The organism is Micromonospora sp. NPDC126480 (genome assembly GCF_040302465.1).
Classification (GTDB): Bacteria; Actinomycetota; Actinomycetes; order Mycobacteriales; family Micromonosporaceae; genus Micromonospora.
Window position 1 is genome coordinate 103,405 of record NZ_JBEORU010000011.1, and the last position, 20,502, is coordinate 123,906.

A 20,502-nucleotide genomic window follows, 5' to 3' on the forward strand; every position below is an offset into this window, starting at 1 on the left:
CATGCCAGCCGAAGCGTCACGAAGACGCCGCAACGCCGCTGCCCAGGTTAGAGATCGGCCACCGGCGCCGTCTTGTACGAAAACGACGGCACCGTCGACGGCAGGGCCGCCAGGGCATGAAATCGTCACCGGAAATGCTCCGGACGATTGTCGTCGCGGCTTGGAAAGCAAGGCTGGCCTAACTCAAGTAAGGCTAACTTGCATTTCCGGCGCGACCTTCACGAGAACGGCGACGAGTTCGACGCGGGCACCATTTCCACTGTTAGAGTGGCGCTTGTCGACAACGAATTCAGGACGCCGGCCGGTGGCGGGGTTTGCCCTCCACCAGCGCGGCAAATATGACTGACAGACGAGTACGCCGAATGGAGGGCTCCATGAAAACCCTGCTTCAGACGCCTCCGGTACGCGAATGCGCCGCCACGGCGTGCAGTTTCAACGCCAACGGCTGTCACGCTCCGGCGATCACCGTGGCATCGACCGGCGACGCGGCGTCCTGCGCGACGTTCGTGGAGTCATCGATGCAGGGCGGGATGGCCGACGTCACCGGTGCCGTGGGTGCCTGCGCGCGTTCCGAGTGCGTCTACAACACCAACCTCGCCTGCACCGCGGAGTCGATCACCGTCGGTCCCGGCGCCACCGCCAGCGACTGCCTCACCTACCAGCCCGCCTGACCGCCGGGCGGCCTGACTCACTCCGCCTTGGCAAAGGTAAGCCTAACCTACTAACGTCTCCCCTGGGCCGAGCTCACCTTCACTCATGGCCAAGGGGACTGACATGGCGTTCCATCGAGCCGGGCGGCCGGCGGAGTTGGCCGCGCCCGCCACCGACGTCGGCGCGACCGCGTCGGTGGCCGGCGCGCAGGTTGTACCGGCTGGACCGGATGCCGTGACGGCACGATCCGCGCTGTCCGCCAGCCCTTCCCTGCGGCTCCGGCTCGGCGAGGCCGCCGTCGATCTTGTCGGGTCGCACGCCGTCCTGCCCGACGGCACGGTGGTCCTCGCGGTCGACGCGATGTCCCGGACCGGCGGCCTGCTGGTCGCCGCGCGGGGCCGGCCGGGTGCGGTGCGCCTCGACGTGACGCAACTCGTCCCGGTCGCCGTCCGTTCCCGGATCCGGGCCAAGGTGTGGATGTCGGGCACCGCACGCCGGTTCGATCCGGTCATCCTCGAACAGTGCGACGGCGACACCGTCATGGCCCTGCTCGACCTGCCTCCCGTCGCGCTGTGGGCGGTCGAGCCGGTCGAGGTCGGCCTCGCCCGCGACACCGGCGAAGCCGCGGTGGACATCAGCGCCTGGCGTGCCGCACGCCCGGACCCGCTCGCCGCCGACGAAGCCGCACATCTGCAGCACCTGACCCGGCATCACCGCGTTCTGCTCGACCGACTCGCCACGCTCGTCGACCCGGCGGTGACCGCCGGGTCGACGCGGGTCGTACCGGTCGCGGTCGACGCCGACGGCATCGTGTTCCGCGCCGAGGCACCGGACCGACACACCGACGTCCGGCTGCCGTTCCCCCGTCGAGTCACCCGGAACGCCGGCCTCGCCGACGGACTGCGGCTGCTGCTGGCCGGGACGACAGGGCCCGGATCCGCCGGTCCAGCCCGCGCCGGGGCCGACGTGGCGCAGTCCCCGGCGGCTGGGTGCGGCCTGTGCGAGGATGCGCGCGACCTGCCCTCGGTGTGACGGTGCCGGTCGAGGTCGAACCGTTCTGTCGGTCCCCGCGGGTAACGTGCTGAGGCGATCCGCGATGGAGGATGAGCCAGATGATCGACAGTAATGGCACCCCGGTCTTCGGGCCTGCGGCCGGCTCGCTCAAGACGCTGCTGCACGGGGTGACCGACGACCAGCTCACCCGTCCCACCCCGTGTGCGAGCTGGACGGTCGCCGACCTGCTCGACCACCTGATGGGGGTGACGGTCGCGTTCAGGACAGCTGCCGAGAAGGGGCCCGACGCCGCGCCGGCCGGCCCGGGCGATCCCGGCGAGCTCGACCCGCAGTGGCGCAGCCGGCTGCCGGTGCGGCTCGACGAGTTGGTGGCCGCCTGGGGCGAGCCGGCCGCCTGGACGGGCGAGACCTCGGCCGGCGGGGTGGTGCTGCCGGCCGAGGTCATGGGCGTCGTCGCGCTGAACGAGCTGGTCGTCCACGGATGGGATCTGGCCAGCGCGACCGGGCAGCCCTACGACGTCGATGACCGGACCGTTGAGACGATCCACCGCCTGGTGTCCCAACAGGCGAGCAGTGACGGCACCCCCGGCCTGTTCGGGCCGTCGATCGCTCTGCCCGCCGGCGCTCCCCTGCTCGACCGGGTCCTCGGGCTCACCGGCCGCGACCCCCGGTGGAAGTCGTAGCGTTCCATCGACCAGGATCAACGCCGGCGAGTCCGAGGAACGGCCGACACCGAAGCGTCAGCGACACACGACAGACACGTTGAGGACAAGGCAACACGAGATCACGACGGACAGGCTCAGCGCGGACGCCGCCCGTACGGCGATGTCGGTGCCGCCACGATGACGCCGGGTCACGGGCAACGTCTGTTCCAGAAGCACGAGGACCAGCCAGCCGAGCAGTACGAGCGGGAACCAGAGATCCCAGGCAGCGTTGTCGAACGCGCTCGCGTTTCCGTTCCCACCGTAATTGGGGCAGTCCTCGGCGCGCGTGATCGGGTCGAGGACCATCAGCAGTGATGCGATGACCGCGCCGCCGATGAGGCAGGCCCAGAAGCCGCTGAGCCGTGACGAGGGCCCCCGACCGATCATCAGCTCAGCCTAGGAGCACCCCCGGGGGCAGCGGCAATGCGGTGTCGCCGGCCGGGTACGCCGTCGAGGCGAGGTGCGGTTTCGGGCGGTCGTCGACGGTCAACCGGAAGACGTCGGGCCGGTTGTAGTGGCCGGCAGGATCGAACAAGCGGCGGCGGGCCCGAGCGGCGGACAGGTCGAGGGTGGCGTGGAGGATGCCTTCCTCGCGGACCAGCGGACCGGCCAGCACGCTGGTGTCCGGAGCGACGATCACCGAATAACCCTCCAGCAGCCACTCCCCGCGCGGATGGTCGGGCCGTCGCAGCCGTTCCCGGTCGGGGACGCCGTCCGGGATGTCGGCGAAGCGGAGGGTGGGGCCGACCGCGATGACGTGGCAGACGCCTTCCCGGGCGATGTGCCGCATGCTGGCCACCCACGGCTCGTGGGTGGCCAGGGTCGGTGCGACCCAGATGTCGACGCCCTGGGCGTAGAGGGTGAACCGGGCCAGCGGCATGAAGTTCTCCCAGCAGATCAGCCCGCCCAGACGACCGGCGGCGGTGTCGTGTGCCTGCAGGTCGGAGCCGTCGCCCATGCCCCAGACCAGCCGTTCGGCATGTGTCGGCACCAGCTTGCGGTGCTTGCCGAGCAGCCGCCCGTCCGGACCGAAGTAGAGGATCGTGTTGTAGACGGTGCCGCCGTGCTCGTCGCGTTCGTTGACGCCCATCACCAGGTGCACGCCCGCGTCCCGGGCCACCCCGCCCAGCCGGTCGGTGACCGGCCCCGGCACCACCACCGACTGTTCCAGCAGTCGCAGGTGCCAGGCCGCGTCCTCGCCGGGTAACACCTCGTCGACCCAGACCGGCGGGCCGGGCAGGAACGCCTCGGGAAACACAATCAGCTCGGCACCGTTCGCGGCCGCGATCCCGATCAGCTCCGTCGCCTTCTGGAGGCTGGCCTCCAGGTCCAGCAGCACCGGCGCGGCCTGGATCGCGGCCACCCGCACCGTCGACTCAGCCATCGACGCCCGCCGGCTTGCCGATGACCGCCTCCAGGTAGTCCATCCGGAGCACCAGCGTGTCGTCACCCGACACGTTGAACCGCTTGGCCGCGTCGAGCAGGTCGGACCGCAGGTCGGCGGCACGGTCGGGCGCCACCGCGGCGGCGGCCCGGTTGGTCGGGCCGTAGAAGCTGGTGAAGAACTCCACCTGGTGCTCGGCGGACGGGAACCGCCAGGCGAAGCTGCGCCGCGGGGCCGAGATGGTCACGCTGGGACCGAACAGCTCACGCAGCCGGTCCGTGCTCCCCCACAGCACCGGCGGCCGGAGCCCGGGCGGCGGCGGCACGTACCGGCCGATGGTGCGGAACAGCTCACCGACGTAACTGTCCGGCGTCCAGTTGACCATGCCGATACGCCCGCCGGGCCGGCAGACCCGCAGCAGCTCGCGAGCGGTCTGCTCCTGGTCGGGGGCGAACATGGCGCCACAGGTCGACAGCACCACGTCGAAGGAGGCGTCCGGGAATGGCAGCGACTCGGCGTCGGCCTCCTCGAACGTCACGTCGAGCCCGTCGGCGTCGGCGCGCCGGCGGGCCTGGTCGAGCAGAGCGGGGACGAAGTCGACGCCGATGACCTTGCCGAACCGGCGGGCCGCGGCGAGAGCGGCGTTGCCGTTGCCGCAGGCGACGTCGAGCACCAGCTCGCCGGCGCGTAGGTCGACGGCCTCACACAGCAGCTCGGCGACCGGCAGCAGCCGGGTGCCGACGGCCGCGTAGTCTCCCGCGGCCCAGGTGGCCTGCTGCCGTTGCTTGATGGTTGCGATGTCCATGGTGTCCTCTCCTTCGCGACCCACCGGGGCGGGATCGGTCAGGGTCGACGCTAGGACCGGGGGCCCGGGGCGCGGATCGGGAACGACTGCCTAGCTCGGGCCGTCCGGCTCCCTATCTTTGGCCGGTACCATCCCGAGCCGCCGGGCCTCGGCGGCGGCCTCGTGCCTCGACGCCACGGCGAGCTTGCCCAGCAGCGCCGAGACGTGATGGCCGACGGTCCTCGTCGACAGCGACAGCCGGGCGGCGATCGCCGCGTCCGTCAGCCCTTCGGCCAGCAGCGCGAGAACGTCGACCTGCCGGGCGGTGAGACCGGCCGGGTTGGCGGTGGTGGCGCGTATCGGCCCGCGCGGCACCCGCCGGTGGCCGCGGCGCCGCAGGTCCCGGCGTACCCGCAGCGCCGCCTGCCGGGCGCCCAGACCGTCGAGCAGCTTCAGCGCCTCCCGCGCCGCCTCGTCCCGGTCGCCGCAGGCCAGGGCCAGTGCCCGCTGGTACGGACAGCCCAGCTGACGCCACGCGTCGGCGGACGCCTGCCAGTCCCCGGCCAGAAGCAGGCGATAGGGCTCGGCCACCACCGCCGGCGTCTCCGGCAGCGCGCCGGCCTGCCACAGCCAGAACGCCAACTCTCCGGCGAACCAGGGATGAGCCGCCCGGGCCGCGCCTTCGAACGCGGCTGTCGCCTCCTCGGCGATCCGGTCGTCGTTGCCGTACAACCAGGCGTACTCAGCGCGTGCCGCGGCCACCGGCGCGGTCCACTGCAGCTCGACCGTGGCGAACCCCCGCTCGGTGGCCTCCTGCAGCGTCGCCGCCGCGGCCGCCTCCCCCCGCCGGGCCTGCACCAACCCCAACGGCACCAGGGCGTCCACCACCCGGGCGCCGCCCGCCACCGCGAGGGCCAGCGCCTCCCGCGCGTCCCGCTCCGCGCCGGTCCAGTCCCCCCGCTCCAACCGCAGCCGCGCCCGGTGCCCCTGCACGTGCTGGACGTACCCGGACAGGTCGTGTGCCTGCACGAACGCGAGCGCCCGATCCAGATCCTGGCCGGCGTGCCGGTAGTCGCGCATCACCGCGCTGTCGGTGGACAGGTTGACAAGCGCGCGGGCGGCGTCGTCCACCAGCCCGACGGTCATCGCCACCTCGAAGGCCCGTTCCAGGTCCGCCCGGCCCACCGGGTCGCCGGCCAGGATCCGCGCCGAACCGATGTTGGTCAGCGCGTGGCTGAGTGTCTGCTGGTCACCGAGCCGCTGCGCCAGCTCGATGGCCCGCTCGGCCCAGTGGACCGCCGCGCTGAGGCGGTTGTCGAGCATGTCCAGCTGCGCCTGGTTGCTGTACGCCATCGCCAGCTCGTGGCCCGGCCCCACGTCCTCCAACACAGCGACGGCGCGCGCGGCGGCCGCCTCCGCCTCCGTCCGGTTGCCGTCCCACCAGTGCAGGCGCGACAGCCAGCGCAGCCCCGCGCCGACCCGCTCCCGGTCGCCGGTGCGCTCGCGAAGCTCCACCGCCGTCCGGCGGGCCGAGACCGCCTCCACCGACAGCCCGGACAGGTAGCACTCCACCGAGTACGCCTCCAGCAGGTCGGCGTGCGCCGCCGTCGCCAGCCGGTCGGCGTACCCCAGCACCGCGCGGTACTGCTCGACCGCCTCCCGGTGGGCGCCCACCGCCGCCGCCTGCCGAGCCGCCGTCGGCCCGTACCGCAGCACCGCCTCGACATCGCCCGCCTCGCGGGCGTGGTGCACCAGCCGCGCCACGTCCACGGTCCGGCCGTCGACCTCCGACAGGACCGCCAGCACGCGCCGGTTCAGCTCCCGGCGGACGACCGCCGACAGCGAACCCTCCACCGCCCGCCGCAGCAGCTCGTGCCGGAACCCGACCACCTCCGAGCCGGTCACCAGCAGCCCCGCCGACACGCCCGCGTCGACCGCCGCCAGACCCGGCCCCAGCGCACCCTCCAACAGCCACAGCTCGGCCCGCGTCGGCACCACCGCCACCAACCGGACCGCCTCCTGCGCCTCGACCGGCAGGCCACCGAACCGCGCCAGGACCAGATCCCGCACCGTCATCGGCACGCCGGCGTCACCGGCCGCCAGCACCTCGGTCAGCAGCAGCGGGTTACCACCGGTCAGCGCGTGCAGACCGGCCGCCGGCCGCCCGGCCCGTGCGGCCAGCTCCGCGACGGCCACCTCGGACAGCGGGCCTGGCCGCAGCCGGCGTACCACGTCCGGCGAGAGCCGGCCGACCACCGCCCGCAACGGATGGTCGACCCCCAACTCGTCGTCCCGGTACGTGACGATCAGCAGCGTGCGGAGCCGCTCGATGCGCCGCCCCAGAAACAGCAGCAGGTCCAGCGTCGCCTCGTCGGCCCAGTGCGCGTCCTCGATGACCACCACCGTCGATCGCGACCGTTGATCCAGCTCGTCCAGCAGGGTCGCGAACAGCCGTTCCCGAGGGCTCCCGCCGGCCAGCAGCTCGGCCAGCCGGCCCCCCAACTCCCGCCCGAGGTCGTGCAGCGGACCCAGCGCCCGCGGGGTCAGCAGCGGGTCGCACGCCCCGTACAGGAACCGCGCCCGACCCGCGTCGCGCCGGGCGAACCCCCGCACCAACGCGGACTTGCCGATACCGGCCTCGCCCGCGACCAGCACCACGCGCCCGGCCGCCGAGGTTTCCTCGAGCACGGCACCGAGCTGGTCCAGTAGCGCGCCACGCTCCAGCAGATCCACCACGGCACGACGCTAACGCCAAAGCGGCGCTATCCGGTGGCGGTCAGGGTCGGGCCGGTCGTGCTCGGCGTCGGCAACGCCACGAGGATGTCCTCGACGCGCTGCTTGGCATCCCCGAACAGCATCGACGTGTTGTCCCGGAAGAAGAGCGGGTTCTGGACACCGGCGTACCCGGTGGCCATCGAACGCTTGAACACCACGACCTGGCCGGCCTCCCAGACGCTCAGGACCGGCATGCCGGCGATCGGGCTGTCCGGATCCTCGGTGGCAGCCGGGTTGACGGTGTCGTTGGCGCCGATGACCAGGACCACCGAGGTACGCGGGAAGTCGTCGTTGATCTCGTCCAGCTCCAGGACGATGTCGTAGGGGACCTTCGCCTCGGCCAGCAGGACGTTCATGTGACCGGGCAGCCGTCCCGCTACCGGGTGGATGCCGAAGCGGACCTCGATGCCCCGCTCGCGGAGCCTGCGGGTGAGCTCGGCGACGCCGTGCTGCGCCTGGGCGACCGCCATGCCGTAGCCGGGGGTGATGATGACCGAGTCCGCCTCCGCGAGCATCTCGGCGACCTGCTCGGCGGTCACCTCGCGGTGCTCACCCTGCACCGACTCCCCGGCGGCGGTGCTCTCGATACCGAAGCCACCGGCGATGACGGACAGGAACGACCGGTTCATCGCACGACACATGATGTAGGAGAGGTAGGCACCGGAGGAGCCGACGAGCGCGCCGGTGATGATGAGCAGGTTGTTCTCCAGCAGGAAGCCGGACGCGGCCGCGGCCCAGCCGGAGTAGCTGTTCAACATGGACACCACCACCGGCATGTCACCGCCGCCGATGGAGGCGACCAGGTGCCAGCCCAGCGCCAGCGCGATCGCGGTGACCACGACGAGCAGCCAGACCTGCGGGTCCAGGACGAACCACACCGTGAGCAACACGAACGCGGCCAGGGCCCCGACGTTGAGCACGTTCTTGCCGGGCAGCATCAGCGGGGCGGACTTCATCCGTGCCGACAGCTTCCCGAACGCGACAACCGATCCGGTGAAGGTGACCGCGCCGATGAAGACGCCGATGAAGACCTCGGCGTGGTGGATCCCCAGCATCCCCTCGGCCCGCAGCGCGCCGGCCTCGGCGCCGTCGAGGTCCCCTTCGACGTGGAGGTACCCGTTCCAGCCCACGAGCACGGCGGCGAGGCCGACGAAGGAGTGCAGCAGCGCGATCAGCTCGGGCATGCCGGTCATCTCCACCCGCCTCGCCCGGGCCAGGCCGATCACGGCCCCGATCAGGGTGGCCCCGACGAGCAGGGCGGCGCCGATGCCGCTGATGCCGTGGTCGACGGCCAGCGCGATGGTGGCGACCAGGGCCAGCGCCATGCCGGCCATGCCCAGGGCATTGCCCGCCTTGGCGGTCTCGTGCTTGGACAGGCCGGCCAGCGCCAGGATGAACAACAGCGCGGCCACGATGTACGCGGACTGAGCCGCGGTCTCGACAGTCATTCGGACAGCTCCAGGACTCGGGTACGGCGTCAGCTGCGGGAGAACATCGCGAGCATGCGGCGGGTCACCGCGAAGCCGCCGAAGATGTTGATGCTGGCCAGCAGGATCGCGGCGCAGGACAGGCCGGTGATCAGGGCCCGGTTCGACGATTCGCCGTGACCGATCTGCAGCAACGCGCCGACCACGATGATCCCCGAGATCGCGTTGGTCACCGACATCAGCGGTGTGTGCAGCGCGTGGTGCACGTGGCCGATCACGTAGTAACCGACCACGATCGCCAACGCGAACACCGTCAAGTGACCCAGCAGGGCCGGCGGCGCCAGCGCGGCGACCAGGAACAGCACGGCCCCGCCGGCCGTCACCGTCGCGATGCGGCGCGACGCCGGCACCGGCTGCTTCGCCTGCTTCTCCGGCGCGGGGGCCGCGGTGGCCGCCGCCGGCGCCGCCGAGACCTGGACGGGCGGTGGCGGCCAGGTCAGTTCGCCGTCCCGGACCACGGTCATCGACCGTTGCACCACGTCGTCGAAGTCGAGCACGAGCCGGCCGTCCTTGGCGGGCGTGAGCAGCTTCATCAGGTTGACGAGGTTGGTGCCGTACAGCTGCGACGCCTGTGCGGGCAGACGAGCGGCCAGGTCGGTGTAGCCCAGGATCGTCACACCGTTCTCGGTGACGACCGCCTCGCCCGGGATCGTGCCCTCCACGTTGCCGCCGTTCGACGCCGCCATGTCGACGATGACGCTGCCCGGCTTCATGCTCGCGACCATCTCCTTGGTGAGCAGCAGGGGCGCCGGCTTCCCCGGGATCAGTGCGGTGGTGATGACGATGTCCACGTCCTCGCACTGCTCCGCGTACAGGGCGGCCGCCCGGACGTTGTAGTCCTCCGACATCTCCTTGGCGTACCCGGTGGCCGAGACCTCCACGTCCGGCGCCTCCACCGCGAGGTACTCCCCGCCCAGCGAACGCACCTGGTCGGCCACCTCCGGCCGGGGATCGGTGGCGCGAACGACAGCCCCCAGGCTCCCGGCGGCGCCGATCGCCGCCAGCCCCGCGACACCCGCGCCCGCCACCAGCACCTTCGCCGGTGGCACCTTGCCGGCAGCGGTCACCTGGCCGGTGAAGAACCGGCCGAAGACGTGTGCCGCCTCCACCACGGCCCGGTACCCCGCGATGTTCGCCATCGAGGACAGCACGTCCAGCGACTGCGCTCGGGAGATCCGCGGCACCGCGTCCATCGCGAGCGCGGTGATCGGGCGCCGCGCCAGCTCGTCGACCAGCTCGGGGTTCGACGCCGGAGCCAGCAGGCCGACCCACGTCGCCCCCGGGCGGAGCGCGTCGAGCAGCTCCACCGACGGCGGGTTCACCCCGAACACGATGTCCGCGGTGAGCGGATTCCCCAGGGACGCACCGGCGGCGGCGTACGCCTCGTCCGGGAAGCTCGCCGGCTCCCCGGCTGCGGGTTCCACCACCACCTGGTAGCCCAGCTTCAACAGCTGAGCCACGGTCGCGGGGGTCGCGGCCACCCGGGTCTCCCCGCGCCTCGTCTCGTTGACAACGCCGACCAGCACCTGCATCTCCTTCATCGCAAGGACGCCGCCAGGCGTCGGATCCCTCCGTCGTGGCGGTCAGGCGCTGCCGACTCACCCAGCGCCGTTGCAGGATGACCGCGACTCCCCCATGATCTCGATCGTCGCCCCGGTCTGCCATAGGACAGTGCAATCGATCACTGCCGCTGCCGACGGGCGGTCAGTACCCGTCGCTGTCCGACCCCGGGGTTAGTCTGCCGGCATGGCGAGCGCCGAGCTGGATGATTTGATCGTTGCGGACGCCGAGGCGCTGCGCGAGTGGTTGTCGGCCCACCACGCCACGTCGCCCGGTGTCTGGCTCGCCCTGACCAGAAAGGGTGGCACAGTCACCACGCTCACCTGGCAGCAGGCGGTCGACGAGGCCCTGTGCTTCGGCTGGATCGACGGGCAGGCCCGGAAGGGGGATCAGGAGACCTCCTGGATCCGGTTCACCCCGCGCCGGCCCCGCAGCTCCTGGTCACAACGGAACGTCGCCCACGTGGCCCGGTTGGAGGCACAGGGCCGGATGACACCCGCGGGCCGCGCCGCCGTGGAAGCCGCCAAGGCGGACGGCCGGTGGGCAGCCGCCTACGCCCCGCCGTCGGAAGCCGAGGTACCGGCCGACCTGCTGACCGCCATCGCCGCCGATCCCGCCGCCCAGGCCATGTTCGACGTGCTCACCAAGACCAACCGGTTCGCTCTCGTCCACCGCCTCAACGCCGTCAAACGGGCGCAGACCCGCGAGCGGAAGATCGGCGAGTTCGTCGCCATGCTGGCCCGACACGAGACGATCTACCCGCAGAAGGCCAAGCCGCCGAACTCGCCGTGATCAGCCCGGCCGTCGGCCTCGCGCCACGCGATGGCACACGCGCCGCGCCGGTTGCTGATCAGACACGGCGAGACCGAGTGGAGCCGGACGGGCCAGTATGCGGGTCGTACCGACCTCCCGCTCACCCAGGCAGGGATAGTCGCAGCCAAGGCACTCGCCCCCGGCGCTCGCCCGCCGGCATCTGGTCGCTGTCTTCAGCAGCCCGCTGACCCGCGCGCTGCGGACGGCCGAGCTGGCGACCCTGACCGGCGTCAAACCCGATCCTGACCTCATGGAGTGGGACTACGGCGGTTACGAGGGCATGACCGAGGCGCAGATCCGCCATGTGCGGCCGGGCTGGAACCTGTGGCGAGACGGCGTCGTTCCCGGCAACGCCGATCATCCTGGCGAGCAACTCCAGCAGGTGGCCACGCGCACGGATGCGGTACTCGCCCGGGTGCGACCGCTGCTGCACGATGGTGACGTCGCCCTCGTCGCTCACGGTCACCTCCAACGCGTACTGACCGCGTGCTGGCTCGGTCTCGACCCGTCAGCCGGCCGGCTGTTCCGCCACCCGGCTCCGGGCACCCTCAGTGCCCTTATGTATCGAGCACGAGCAGCCGGTCATCTCCTCCTGGAACGTCGCGTAGCGGCCGCCGCTGGCGCGGCTCGGGCCAAGAAAGCAGAGTCGACGAACCGAAGATGTGGGCTCGCCCCGTCGACGCTGCCTTGGCACTGCGCCGCTCAGGGGTTCGCGGTCAGTCCGCCTTCTGCAGCTCTTCGGCGAACATCACGAGAATGTCGCTGGGACCGCGGAGATAGGTGAGCTGGTAGACATCCTCGTACGTGGCGACGCCGCGGAGCGGTTGACAGCCGTGCCGGGCGGCGACCTCGAGGGCGGCGTCGATGTTGTCCACGGCGAAGCAGACGCGGTGCATGCCGATGGTGTTCGGTTGGACGGGCTCGGCCTCGATCGCGTCCGGGTTCACGTACTGAAACAGCTCGATGCGGCCGTTGCCGTCAGGCGTCTGGAGGACGGCGATGTCGGCGGTGTTGCCGTCCAGGCCCACGGCGGTGTCAGCCCACTCGCCGCTGATCCGGGCGCGTCCGAGCACGGTCAGGCCGAGATCGGTGAAGAAGGCGACAGCGGTCTCCAGATCGCGGACGGCGATGCCGACGTTGTCGAGTCTGATGGACATGGTGTTCTCCCGTGTGGCGTGTTCGATGACAGTGCGGTCGTCAGTCCGTCGACGACTCGGGGGGACCGGTCAGGACGGTCGGAACGAACTCCAGGAGCTGGAGCCGGCCGTCGAAGGTGCGCGAGTCGACCATCTGCAGCGCCACATCCGGCCATCCGTCGTAGATCCGGTCCCTGCCGGTCACGCCGTTGACGACCGGGAACACCACCACCCGGTACCGGTCGACCAGCCCTGCTTTCAGCAGCGACCGGCACAGGCGGGGGCTGCCGATGGTCCGCAGCTCAGACTGCCCGCCCTGCTTCATCGACCGGACCACCGCCACGGCGTCCTGCTCGACCAGCGTGGTGTTGGCCCAGCTCAGTGGGGCAGCCAGGGTACGGGAGAACACGATCTTCGGGATGGGCGTGAGCTCCTCGATCCCCTCCTCGCCGGACTCCGCGAAGCCGGCGAACAAGCGGTACGTGTTCGCCCCCATCAGCAGGGTGTACTCACTCTTGGCGTCCTCGCCGAGCCAGCCGAAGTATTCCGGGCCGCCCAGGCCCCACAAGCCCGGCCAGCCCTCGGCCGCGCCGTACCCGTCCAGGGAGGTGATGAAGTCGACCATCAGTGTCGGCATGTCGATGCCTTCCTGTCGTGTCTGCGGGCTCTCAACAAGCATCGACCTGTCAACGCCACGCGACTCATCGCGCCACGCCGCCCCGCGCACTCCACGCCGCCACGCTCGCCGTGCGCTCCGTCCGTCACCATCACCTGCACCGGATGACCAGCGGCGAGCAGCGCCGTGGCCAGGCTGAGCGTCTGTGTCGGCGGCACGGCGAGATCATTCATGCCGTGCATGAGCAGTACCGGTGTGCCGGCCCCGACGTGCGACGTCACCGTGCAGTCGAGCGTGGCTGCGTCGCCGGGCGCGGGGACGTGGCCCACGAGGTGATGCCACGGGTTCCCTTCGGCGCGAGCTCGCGGCCAGTCCGGGCTGTCGCGCGAATGTCATCCACCGGCATGCACCCACAGAATCACCGCAGCGCTGCCCATGATCGGCGATCCTACGAGCGTTCGCTGGCCTCGGCTGGCCCGCGCAGCTCAGACGTTGCAAATGAAGTTGACGAGTGCCCGTCGGTCGACTTCCGTCGTTGCTCGTGACTGCTCTTGAGGACCTTGTGCGCCCGGACCGTTATCCGCTCTCGTCCCGATACGATCCGAGCTGGCTGCTCAAGCTGGATATGGGGCCCAACCCGTTGTGGCTGCTGGAGGACCTCGCCCGCGACCTTGACCTGCGCCCGGGACTGCGGGTGCTCGACCTCGGTTCCGGCAGGGGTGCGACGTCCGTCTTCCTGGCCCGCGAGTACGGCGTGCAGGTCGTCGCGGCCGACTGGTGGGTCAAGCCCGAAGTGCCCGCGGCCGTCTTCGCCGAGGCCGGCGTCAGCGACCGGGTGGATGCCGTGCAGGCGGAGGCACATGTCCTGCCGTTCGAAGAAGAAGGCTTCGACGCCATCGTGAGCATCGATGCGTTCGAGTACTTCGGCACGGCGGACAGCTACCTGCCCTACCTGGTGCGCTTCCTGCGTCCAGGTGGACAGTTGGGCATCGCGACACCCGCGATGACCCGCGAAGTCCGCGAGCTTGGGGTGATCCCTCCCCACATCAAAGAAGTAGTCGGCTGGGAGGCGATCGCTTGGCACACAGCCGAGTGGTGGCGCTTCCAATGGGAGATCACCGAACTGGTGACGGTCACGTCTGCCCGACTCCAGCAGGACGGCTGGCGTGACTGGCTGCTGTGGGCCCGAGCCTGCGCCGAGTACCAGCCGGACGGCCAGGCGTCGAACCAGCCCGTCATCGACATGCTCAACGCAGACGGCGGCGAGTTCCTCGCCTTCGCACTGGTGACCGCGCGCAAGAACCAGGTCTGACGGCTGCCGCGGCGAACCGCACCCGGCCCGAATCGCCAAGAACCCCGCCGTGCCGCACCACCCGGTCAGGGTCCAGGCGTCCGGCGCATCGCCGCCGAAAGCGCGAGGGCGTACGATGGTGATTGTCGCCCGGGATCACGGCGGCTGTCGGTCCGCCCCTGGCGGGACGTACTCCTTCGATTCTCGCCACAGTTTCGGGTTGCCGATGCGCGAACCGTTTGTCGCCGCGATGCTGCCGGCAACTCCTTGCCCCGGCACGCCAGGCGGTGACACCGCCCGAACCGACGTGTCCCCTCCTGGCACGCGGATCGTTCATGGGCGGGCGACGGCTCGTGATGACCGGACCGCAGGACGCTCGTGATCACGCTTCACGGCCACCACACATCGACACCGCCGCCGGGTTCCCTTCCTGGCCGACCGGTCCTGAAACGCTGACGGATCGGCGGCCGTGGGTCGCCGAACACCACTCACCCCAACAAGTAAACAGCTCGGAGACGATGACATGCGGTACCTCAGCGACGTCAACCTACGCGCCGTCCTCAACGTCCTCATCAGCCGCGCCGGTGGCACCGTGGAGATCAGCAACGCCGAACTGTACGACGCGATGCTGCCCGATCACGGCCGTGGCGAGCGGGTACGGATCGAGGAGACAGAGAGCGGACTCAGGCTGTCCGTCGTACCGCGCCAATAGGCGATCAGAGACGGCAAAACGCGCTGTCATGTCCGAGCCGTCCGGGGACGTGGTCCGCCTCGACTGATGGTCGCCCATCGATCACGGTCGCACATCCTGAGCCGTCGTGAGGAGTTCGCAGATCGCTGCTGCCGCTGCCGCCGCACCGTCGACCTGAGCGAAGGCCTGTTGAACCCGTTGCGCAGCAGCGCGGGCTACGGCATCGGTCAGCATGGCGCGGGCAGTGGTGGTGAGGGCGGAACCACTCGCATCAGCGAGCCGGACTCGTCGTGCGGCGCCGGTCTGCTCGGCGAGAGCGATGTTGGCGTCCTGCTCGGGTTGCAGAGGGATGCCGATAAGCGGCGTCCCGCACGCCAGCGCGGTCTGGATGCTGCCCTGCCCGGCAGCGGTGACGGCGAGCGCGACCTGCGGCATGATCTTGTGGCTGGGCAGGATGCTGGCGACGCAAACCTGGTCGTCAGCAAGGTCGGCCAGGTTATGGACGGTGGCCGCGACCAGGATCCTCGCGCCGAGGGGCCGCAGCGCAGCGACGACCTGGCGCACGAGCTCTGGAGGGCTGGAGGTGACCGCGACGTAGATGGTGGGTCCCGGCTGCTGCAGGAAATCCTCGACCGCCCGCGGCACGGGTGTGTTCAAGCGGGCGAAAAGCGGGCCGGTATACCGAAGATGCGTGCCGGTCCGGTAACGCCGCGCTCGCCGGCGGTCGCCACGACGATGGTGCCGGCACCGCTCGCGGCTCCGGGGGACGGCGCCGGGGACGAACAGCCGGTGACGGCGAGCACCGCGGCGACGGCCACCGCCGTCACGCGGACGGACAGGGGCTTTCTCATGACGGACTCCTGCGATCGATGTGGTGCGTGCCCGGTGTACGCCGGACCCGAAGGCCGTTGCTGCATACCGGATGCTCGACGGGCGGGTGGTTGGTTGATTGGTTGGTTCAGGGCCCGCTCCGAGTCGAACGCCGCCAGGAGTTCCTCCGCGCCGGCGAGGTCACCGCGGTGCTTCGCCACGATGACCCCGGCAGCGCGCTGGACGAGCTCCACAGCGACCGGGACCGATCCCGTCACGTCAGTCAGAGCTTCGGCGTGGCGGCGCGGGCGGCCTCGAGGCGGGCGGTGACGTCAGCCCAGTTCACCAGGTTCCACAGCCGGTCGACGTAGTCCGGTCGAACGTTGCGGTACTGCAGGTAGTAGGCGTGCTCCCAGGCGTCGAACACCAGCAGCGGGGTGGACCCCTGACCGACGTTGCCGTGGTGGTCGTAGACCTGCTCCACGATCAGCCGCTGCCCCAGCGGCTCCCACGCGAGAACGCCCCAGCCGGAACCCTGCACGCCCTTGGTCGCCGCCGACAGCTGACCGGCGAAACCCTCGAACGAACCGAAGTGCTCGTCGATCGCCGCGGCAAGCTCCCCGTCGGGGCGGTCACCGCCGTGCGGGGACAGGTTGTTCCAGAAGATCGAGTGCAGCACGTGGCCCGACAGGTTGAACGCGAACGTCTTCTCCAGCCCGACCAGCGCCGCGAAGTCACCCTTGTCGCGGGCCTCGGCGAGCTGCTCCAGGGCGTCGTTGCTGCCCTTCACGTACGCGGCGTGATGCTTGCTGTGGTGCAGCTCCAGGATCTCGCCGGACATCGCCGGCTCCAGGGCTCCGTAGTCGTACGGCATGTCAGGCAGGGAGTAGACGCCCACCAGCACTCCTCGCAACTCGTCGTCGACAGCAGCAGGCAGGCACCCCGGCAATGGTTCGGATCATCGCGCGCCGGGGCACCCACCCACTGCCGCCAGCATTACGTAGTTGCCACATATTTGCAAGAAGGTCACCGCGTGGGCGCTCTCCGCCAGCCAGGGTGACCGCGAGCGGTCCGGCCGACCGCCGCCCCATCCGGGATCGGTGCACCAGCAAGGAAGCACCGCTGCCTGACTCCGGCAGGCGTGACGAGAGTTACCGCATCAGCGGGAACTGCCGGCCCCGCTTAGCCGACCAACCGCACGAGACCGATTTCGAGGAGATGTCGTCATGCCCTGTACCACCACCGGCCGTGTCCTGCGCCGGGCGGCTCTGCTCAGCGCCGCCATCCTGGCCGTATCGATCGCCGGCTGCGGGTCGTCGGACGACTCGTCGACCGCCACGCCCACCGCGTCGCCGACGGCCTCGGCGTCGGCCAGCACGGCGGCGGGCGTACTCGGCATTCGCGACCCGTGGGTGAAGGCCGCCGACAAGGGCATGACCGCCGCGTTCGGCACCCTCGTCAACGACGGGGACACCGACGTGACGATCACCTCGGCGTCGACGGAGGTGTCGCCGATGGAGCTGCACGAGATGACCATGAAGGACGGGAAGATGGTCATGCAGGCCAAGCAGAGCGGCATCGTGATCAAGGCGAAGAGCGAGCACGTCCTGCAGCCCGGCGGCGACCACCTGATGATGATGAACCTCAAGCAGCCAGTGAAGGCCGGTGACGAGCTGACCTTCACGCTGACCTTCGCCGACGGCCGGACCCAGACCTTCACGGCCGTGGCGAAGCCGTTCACCGGCGCGCAGGAGAGTTACGCCCCCGGCCACGGCATGCCGGACTCGTCCGCGAGCCCCAGCCCGGCGCCGTGACCGGCACGCCGACGCCCCACCGGGTGAGCCGGCGCGGCCTGCTCACCGGCGGGGCCCTGGCCGCCGGGGGCACGCTCGCCGGCGCCGCCGCCGTCACCGCCGCCCGTTCCGACCCTCCGCCGGTACGTTCCGGCGATCCGGTCCCGGTGGCGGCGGTCGGCATCGCGGTCGAGCCGTTCCACGGTCCCCGGCAAGCCGGTGTCGCCACCGAACCGCAGGCCCACGCGGCCTTCGTCGCGTTCACTCTCAAGCCCGGCACCGACCGCGACGCGCTCGGGCGGATGCTGCGGCTGCTCTCCGACGACGCCGCCCGCCTCACCGAGGGCCGTCCCGCCCTCGCCGACACCGAACCCGAACTCGGTCTGCTGCCGGCCCGGCTCACCGTCACGTTCGGCTTCGGCCCCGGCCTCTACCGCGCCGCCGGGCTCGAGGACCGCCGGCCGCCCTCGGTGGCCGACCTACCGCCGTTCCGCATCGACCGGCTGCAGCCACGCTGGTCCGGCGGGGACCTGCTGCTGCAGATCTGCGCCGACGACCCGCTCACCGTCGCCCACGCACAGCGGGTACTAATCAAGGACAGCCGGCCGTTCGCCACCGTCCGGTGGGTGCAACGGGGCTTCCGGCGGGCCGCCGGCGCCGAGCCCGGCCGCACCCAGCGCAACCTGTTCGGCCAGCTCGACGGCACCGCCAACCCGAAACCCGGCGGCCCCCTGGAGGCCGCAGTGTGGGTGACCGACGGCCCGGACTGGCTGCGCGACGGCACCACACTGGTCGTCCGCCGTATCTCGATGAACCTGGAGACCTGGGACCTGCTCGGACGCACCGACCGGGAACTGGCCGTCGGCCGCCGCCTCGACACCGGCGCCCCACTCACCGGCACCGCGGAACACGACGAACCCGACTTCGCCGCACTCGGCCCCGACGGGCTCACCGTGATCCCGGACTTCTCCCACCTCACCCGGGCCCACGTCACCGAGGACCGGCTGAAGGTCCTGCGCCGGCCGTACAACTACGACGGCGTGCCGGCCGCCGACTGCACCGCCGACAGCGGACTGATCTTCGCCTCCTACCAGGCCGACATCGCGGAACAGTTCCTGCCGATCCAGCGGCGGCTGGCAGACCGCGACCTGCTCAACGAATGGACCACCCCGATCGGCTCCGCCGTCTTCGCCATCCCACCCGGCTGCCCCGGCGGCGGCTGGATCGGCCAGCACCTGCTCGGCTGACCACACCCATCAGGAGAGACATGCGTACCAAGGTCCGCCGCCCGACCGTCGCCGGCCTCGCCGCCGCCCTGACCGTGGTGACACTGCTGCTCGTACCAGCCTCACCGGCCGCCGCGCACAACACCCTGAAGACCGCCACGCCGGCCAAGGACGCGCGGCTCACCGCGCCCCCGGAGCAGATCACGCTCGAGTTCATGCAGAAGCTGAACCCGTCGTTCACCACCATCACCCTGGCCGACGCGGCCCAGCAGAAGGTGCCGACCAGCGAACCGGCCGTCACCGGCACCAAGGGCACCATCACCATCGACCAGGCTCTCACCAACGGCGCCTACACGGTCGCCTACCGGGTCGTCTCCGCCGACGGGCACCCGGTACAGGGCTCGTACCGGTTCACCGTCGCCGACCCCACCGCCACCGCCGGCCCCGAGGTGTCCGCGCCGGCCACCTCGGCCCCGGCCGCCGAGCCGTCCACGACGTCGGCCAGCCCCGCGTCCGCGGCCCGCGACTCCGGCGACGGGCCCGGGGCAATGGTCCTGGTCGGCGGCGGGATCCTCCTGGTCGTGATGGTCGCCGCCGGAGCCGTCGTCGTGAGGCGCCGACGGTCCAGCCGGGTGTCCTGACCGCCGGCGGCGCCGTCCGGCGGTGCCCGCCTGCCGGTCGGGCACCGGCCGGCCGCTGCGGGGCAGGGTCGGCCGGCGCCGAGCCGAGCCGACGCTCGCAGCGCCCTGACCGCCGCCGCGTCCGCGCGTCGGCGGTGGCCGGCGCTCCTCCGGGGACGCGGGCCGGCGGCGCGCTGGTGCCGCGATCGTCGGCCGGCCGGATTCCGGGCCGGTCACAACCCGGCGTCACCCGTCGTCCGGCTGCTCGCCGACGGGTTCGGCACCGCCACGGTCGGCTGGGAACTTTTCCCGGCCCGGTGCCGACTACTTGCCTGAGCCAAACCGTCTCATCAGCCCGCTGCGGCTCCGCCGAGGAGCCGTCTCGTCGAAGGGATCCACGTCATGAAGACCGCTTTGCGGCGTACGGCGCAGACCGCCGCTGCCAGCCTTGCCGCCGCCGGTGTCGTGCTGCTGACCGCCGCGCCGGCCGCCGCTCATGTCACCGTCTCGCCGACCGTGACGTCGGCCGGTTCGTACTCGGTCCTCACCGTCTCGGTGCCGCACGGCTGCGACGGCGCCGGCACGACCAAGGTGGCCATCAAGATCCCGGACGAGATCGTCTCGGTGACGCCGACCGTCAACGTCAACTGGACCGTGGCGAAGGTGATGGACGACCTGAACCCGCCGGTCAAGGACAGCCACGGCAACGAGATCACCCAGCGGGTCTCCGAGGTCGTCTACACCGCGAAGGCTCCGCTGCCCGACGACCTGCGGGATGTCTTCCAGTTGTCGCTGAAGCTGCCGGACACGCCGGGCAAGAAGCTAGTCTTCCCGTCCGTGCAGACCTGCGAGAAGGGCGAGACGGCCTGGGTGCAGGTGCCCGCCGACGGGCAGAACCCGGACGACCTCGAGCACCCGGCTCCCGGCTTCACCGTCACCGAGGCCGCCAAGGAGGGGCACGCCGACCCCAGCCCCGCGGCCGACGTGGCGCTGGCCGGCACCCAGAGCGACGCCGCCGACGAGCAGAGCGGCGGGACCAGCACGGTGAGCTGGATCGCGCTCGCGGCCGGCCTCCTCGGCCTGCTGCTCGGCGGGTTCGCCGTCCTGCGCCCGTCCATTGCCCGGTCCCGCGGCACCGACGCCTGAC

At 71.2% G+C, this 20,502-nt stretch carries 24 protein-coding genes; 12 read left to right on the top strand and 12 right to left on the bottom strand.

Annotated elements, in window-relative coordinates; translation table 11 throughout:
* Window positions 1-374: 374 nt before the first annotated feature.
* The 3 genes from ABTW87_RS12990 (at window position 375) to ABTW87_RS13000 (ending at window position 2,348) form a co-directional block, all read left to right on the top strand.
* Window positions 375-671, top strand: a complete 297-nt coding sequence (locus ABTW87_RS12990) for a DUF1540 domain-containing protein (protein ID WP_350651010.1) — start codon at window positions 375-377, stop codon at window positions 669-671.
* Window positions 672-774: 103 nt separating this feature from the next.
* Window positions 775-1,683 (top strand): DUF2470 domain-containing protein, encoded by a 909-nt coding sequence (locus ABTW87_RS12995; RefSeq protein WP_350651011.1) that lies wholly within the window; start codon window positions 775-777, stop codon window positions 1,681-1,683.
* Window positions 1,684-1,763: 80 nt separating this feature from the next.
* A complete protein-coding gene (locus tag ABTW87_RS13000) occupies window positions 1,764-2,348 on the top strand; it encodes a TIGR03086 family metal-binding protein (RefSeq protein WP_350651012.1) in 585 nt (194 codons plus the stop codon).
* Window positions 2,349-2,405: 57 nt separating this feature from the next.
* On the opposite strand, the gene ABTW87_RS13005 is transcribed toward ABTW87_RS13000, so the two are convergent.
* The 6 genes from ABTW87_RS13005 to ABTW87_RS13030 form a co-directional block, all read right to left on the bottom strand.
* A complete protein-coding gene (locus ABTW87_RS13005) occupies window positions 2,406-2,756 on the bottom strand; it encodes a hypothetical protein (RefSeq protein ID WP_350651013.1) in 351 nt (116 codons plus the stop codon).
* A 4-nt stretch (window positions 2,757-2,760) separates the two neighbouring features.
* On the bottom strand, window positions 2,761-3,753 hold the full coding sequence (locus ABTW87_RS13010) for a carbon-nitrogen hydrolase family protein (RefSeq protein WP_350651014.1): 993 nt from the start codon (window positions 3,751-3,753) through the stop codon (window positions 2,761-2,763).
* Window positions 3,746-4,558 (bottom strand): class I SAM-dependent methyltransferase, encoded by an 813-nt coding sequence (locus ABTW87_RS13015; RefSeq protein WP_350651015.1) that lies wholly within the window; start codon window positions 4,556-4,558, stop codon window positions 3,746-3,748. Before ABTW87_RS13015 ends, ABTW87_RS13010 begins: the two co-directional genes overlap by 8 nt.
* Window positions 4,559-4,648: 90 nt before the next feature.
* Window positions 4,649-7,273, bottom strand: a complete 2,625-nt coding sequence (locus ABTW87_RS13020; RefSeq protein ID WP_350651016.1) for an ATP-binding protein — start codon at window positions 7,271-7,273, stop codon at window positions 4,649-4,651.
* Window positions 7,274-7,299: 26 nt separating this feature from the next.
* Entirely contained in the window at window positions 7,300-8,760 is a 1,461-nt protein-coding gene (pntB, locus tag ABTW87_RS13025) for a Re/Si-specific NAD(P)(+) transhydrogenase subunit beta (RefSeq protein ID WP_350651017.1), read from the bottom strand.
* 29 nt (window positions 8,761-8,789) lie between these two features.
* Window positions 8,790-10,340, bottom strand: coding sequence for a Re/Si-specific NAD(P)(+) transhydrogenase subunit alpha (locus ABTW87_RS13030; RefSeq protein ID WP_350651018.1), 1,551 nt, complete (start codon window positions 10,338-10,340; stop codon window positions 8,790-8,792).
* Window positions 10,341-10,545: 205 nt separating this feature from the next.
* Here ABTW87_RS13030 and ABTW87_RS13035 point away from each other — a divergent pair, with 205 nt between their 5' ends.
* The 3 genes from ABTW87_RS13035 to ABTW87_RS30220 are packed head-to-tail and all read left to right on the top strand — an operon-like array spanning window position 10,546 to window position 11,956.
* Window positions 10,546-11,151, top strand: coding sequence for a YdeI/OmpD-associated family protein (locus ABTW87_RS13035; RefSeq protein WP_350651019.1), 606 nt, complete (start codon window positions 10,546-10,548; stop codon window positions 11,149-11,151).
* A gap of 30 nt (window positions 11,152-11,181) precedes the next feature.
* Complete coding sequence (locus ABTW87_RS30215; RefSeq protein ID WP_502891574.1) at window positions 11,182-11,418, top strand: histidine phosphatase family protein; 237 nt, start codon at window positions 11,182-11,184, stop codon at window positions 11,416-11,418.
* Entirely contained in the window at window positions 11,369-11,956 is a 588-nt protein-coding gene (locus tag ABTW87_RS30220) for a histidine phosphatase family protein (protein ID WP_502891575.1), read from the top strand. The genes ABTW87_RS30215 and ABTW87_RS30220 overlap by 50 nt, the downstream gene beginning before the upstream one ends.
* Here the strand turns inward: ABTW87_RS30220 and ABTW87_RS13045 are convergent.
* The 3 genes from ABTW87_RS13045 to ABTW87_RS13055 are packed head-to-tail and all read right to left on the bottom strand — an operon-like array spanning window position 11,889 to window position 13,253.
* Window positions 11,889-12,329, bottom strand: a complete 441-nt coding sequence (locus ABTW87_RS13045) for a VOC family protein (RefSeq protein WP_350651020.1) — start codon at window positions 12,327-12,329, stop codon at window positions 11,889-11,891. The two genes, ABTW87_RS30220 and ABTW87_RS13045, sit on opposite strands and share 68 nt — an antisense overlap.
* Before the next feature lie 40 nt (window positions 12,330-12,369).
* Window positions 12,370-12,945 carry a dihydrofolate reductase family protein gene (locus tag ABTW87_RS13050; RefSeq protein WP_350651021.1) on the bottom strand — a complete coding sequence of 192 codons (576 nt, stop codon included), beginning with the start codon at window positions 12,943-12,945 and terminating at the stop codon, window positions 12,370-12,372.
* Complete coding sequence (locus tag ABTW87_RS13055; protein WP_350651022.1) at window positions 12,933-13,253, bottom strand: prolyl oligopeptidase family serine peptidase; 321 nt, start codon at window positions 13,251-13,253, stop codon at window positions 12,933-12,935. The genes ABTW87_RS13050 and ABTW87_RS13055 overlap by 13 nt, the downstream gene beginning before the upstream one ends.
* A gap of 212 nt (window positions 13,254-13,465) precedes the next feature.
* Between ABTW87_RS13055 and ABTW87_RS13060 the strand changes: the two genes are divergently transcribed.
* Together ABTW87_RS13060 and ABTW87_RS13065 are read left to right on the top strand one after the other, a co-directional pair.
* Window positions 13,466-14,236 carry an SAM-dependent methyltransferase gene (locus ABTW87_RS13060; RefSeq protein WP_350651023.1) on the top strand — a complete coding sequence of 257 codons (771 nt, stop codon included), beginning with the start codon at window positions 13,466-13,468 and terminating at the stop codon, window positions 14,234-14,236.
* A 502-nt stretch (window positions 14,237-14,738) separates the two neighbouring features.
* A complete protein-coding gene (locus ABTW87_RS13065; protein WP_350651024.1) occupies window positions 14,739-14,927 on the top strand; it encodes a hypothetical protein in 189 nt (62 codons plus the stop codon).
* 81 nt (window positions 14,928-15,008) lie between these two features.
* On the opposite strand, the gene ABTW87_RS13070 is transcribed toward ABTW87_RS13065, so the two are convergent.
* The 3 genes from ABTW87_RS13070 to ABTW87_RS13080 all read right to left on the bottom strand — a co-directional run bounded on the left by ABTW87_RS13070 (window position 15,009) and on the right by ABTW87_RS13080 (window position 16,614).
* Entirely contained in the window at window positions 15,009-15,563 is a 555-nt protein-coding gene (locus ABTW87_RS13070; protein ID WP_350651025.1) for a glycosyltransferase, read from the bottom strand.
* Complete coding sequence (locus ABTW87_RS13075; protein WP_350651026.1) at window positions 15,560-15,757, bottom strand: hypothetical protein; 198 nt, start codon at window positions 15,755-15,757, stop codon at window positions 15,560-15,562. The genes ABTW87_RS13070 and ABTW87_RS13075 overlap by 4 nt, the downstream gene beginning before the upstream one ends.
* Window positions 15,758-15,999: 242 nt before the next feature.
* Window positions 16,000-16,614, bottom strand: coding sequence for a superoxide dismutase (locus tag ABTW87_RS13080; RefSeq protein ID WP_350651027.1), 615 nt, complete (start codon window positions 16,612-16,614; stop codon window positions 16,000-16,002).
* 328 nt (window positions 16,615-16,942) lie between these two features.
* On the opposite strand from ABTW87_RS13080, the gene ABTW87_RS13085 reads away from it, so the two are divergent.
* From ABTW87_RS13085 to ABTW87_RS13100, 4 genes are all read left to right on the top strand, one after another.
* A complete protein-coding gene (locus ABTW87_RS13085; protein ID WP_350651028.1) occupies window positions 16,943-17,530 on the top strand; it encodes a copper chaperone PCu(A)C in 588 nt (195 codons plus the stop codon).
* Window positions 17,531-17,553: 23 nt separating this feature from the next.
* On the top strand, window positions 17,554-18,756 hold the full coding sequence (locus ABTW87_RS13090) for a Dyp-type peroxidase (protein ID WP_350651097.1): 1,203 nt from the start codon (window positions 17,554-17,556) through the stop codon (window positions 18,754-18,756).
* 20 nt (window positions 18,757-18,776) lie between these two features.
* Window positions 18,777-19,376, top strand: a complete 600-nt coding sequence (locus tag ABTW87_RS13095) for a copper resistance CopC family protein (RefSeq protein WP_350651029.1) — start codon at window positions 18,777-18,779, stop codon at window positions 19,374-19,376.
* A 381-nt stretch (window positions 19,377-19,757) separates the two neighbouring features.
* Window positions 19,758-20,501 (top strand): YcnI family copper-binding membrane protein, encoded by a 744-nt coding sequence (locus ABTW87_RS13100; RefSeq protein ID WP_350651030.1) that lies wholly within the window; start codon window positions 19,758-19,760, stop codon window positions 20,499-20,501.
* Window position 20,502 lies beyond the last annotated feature (1 nt).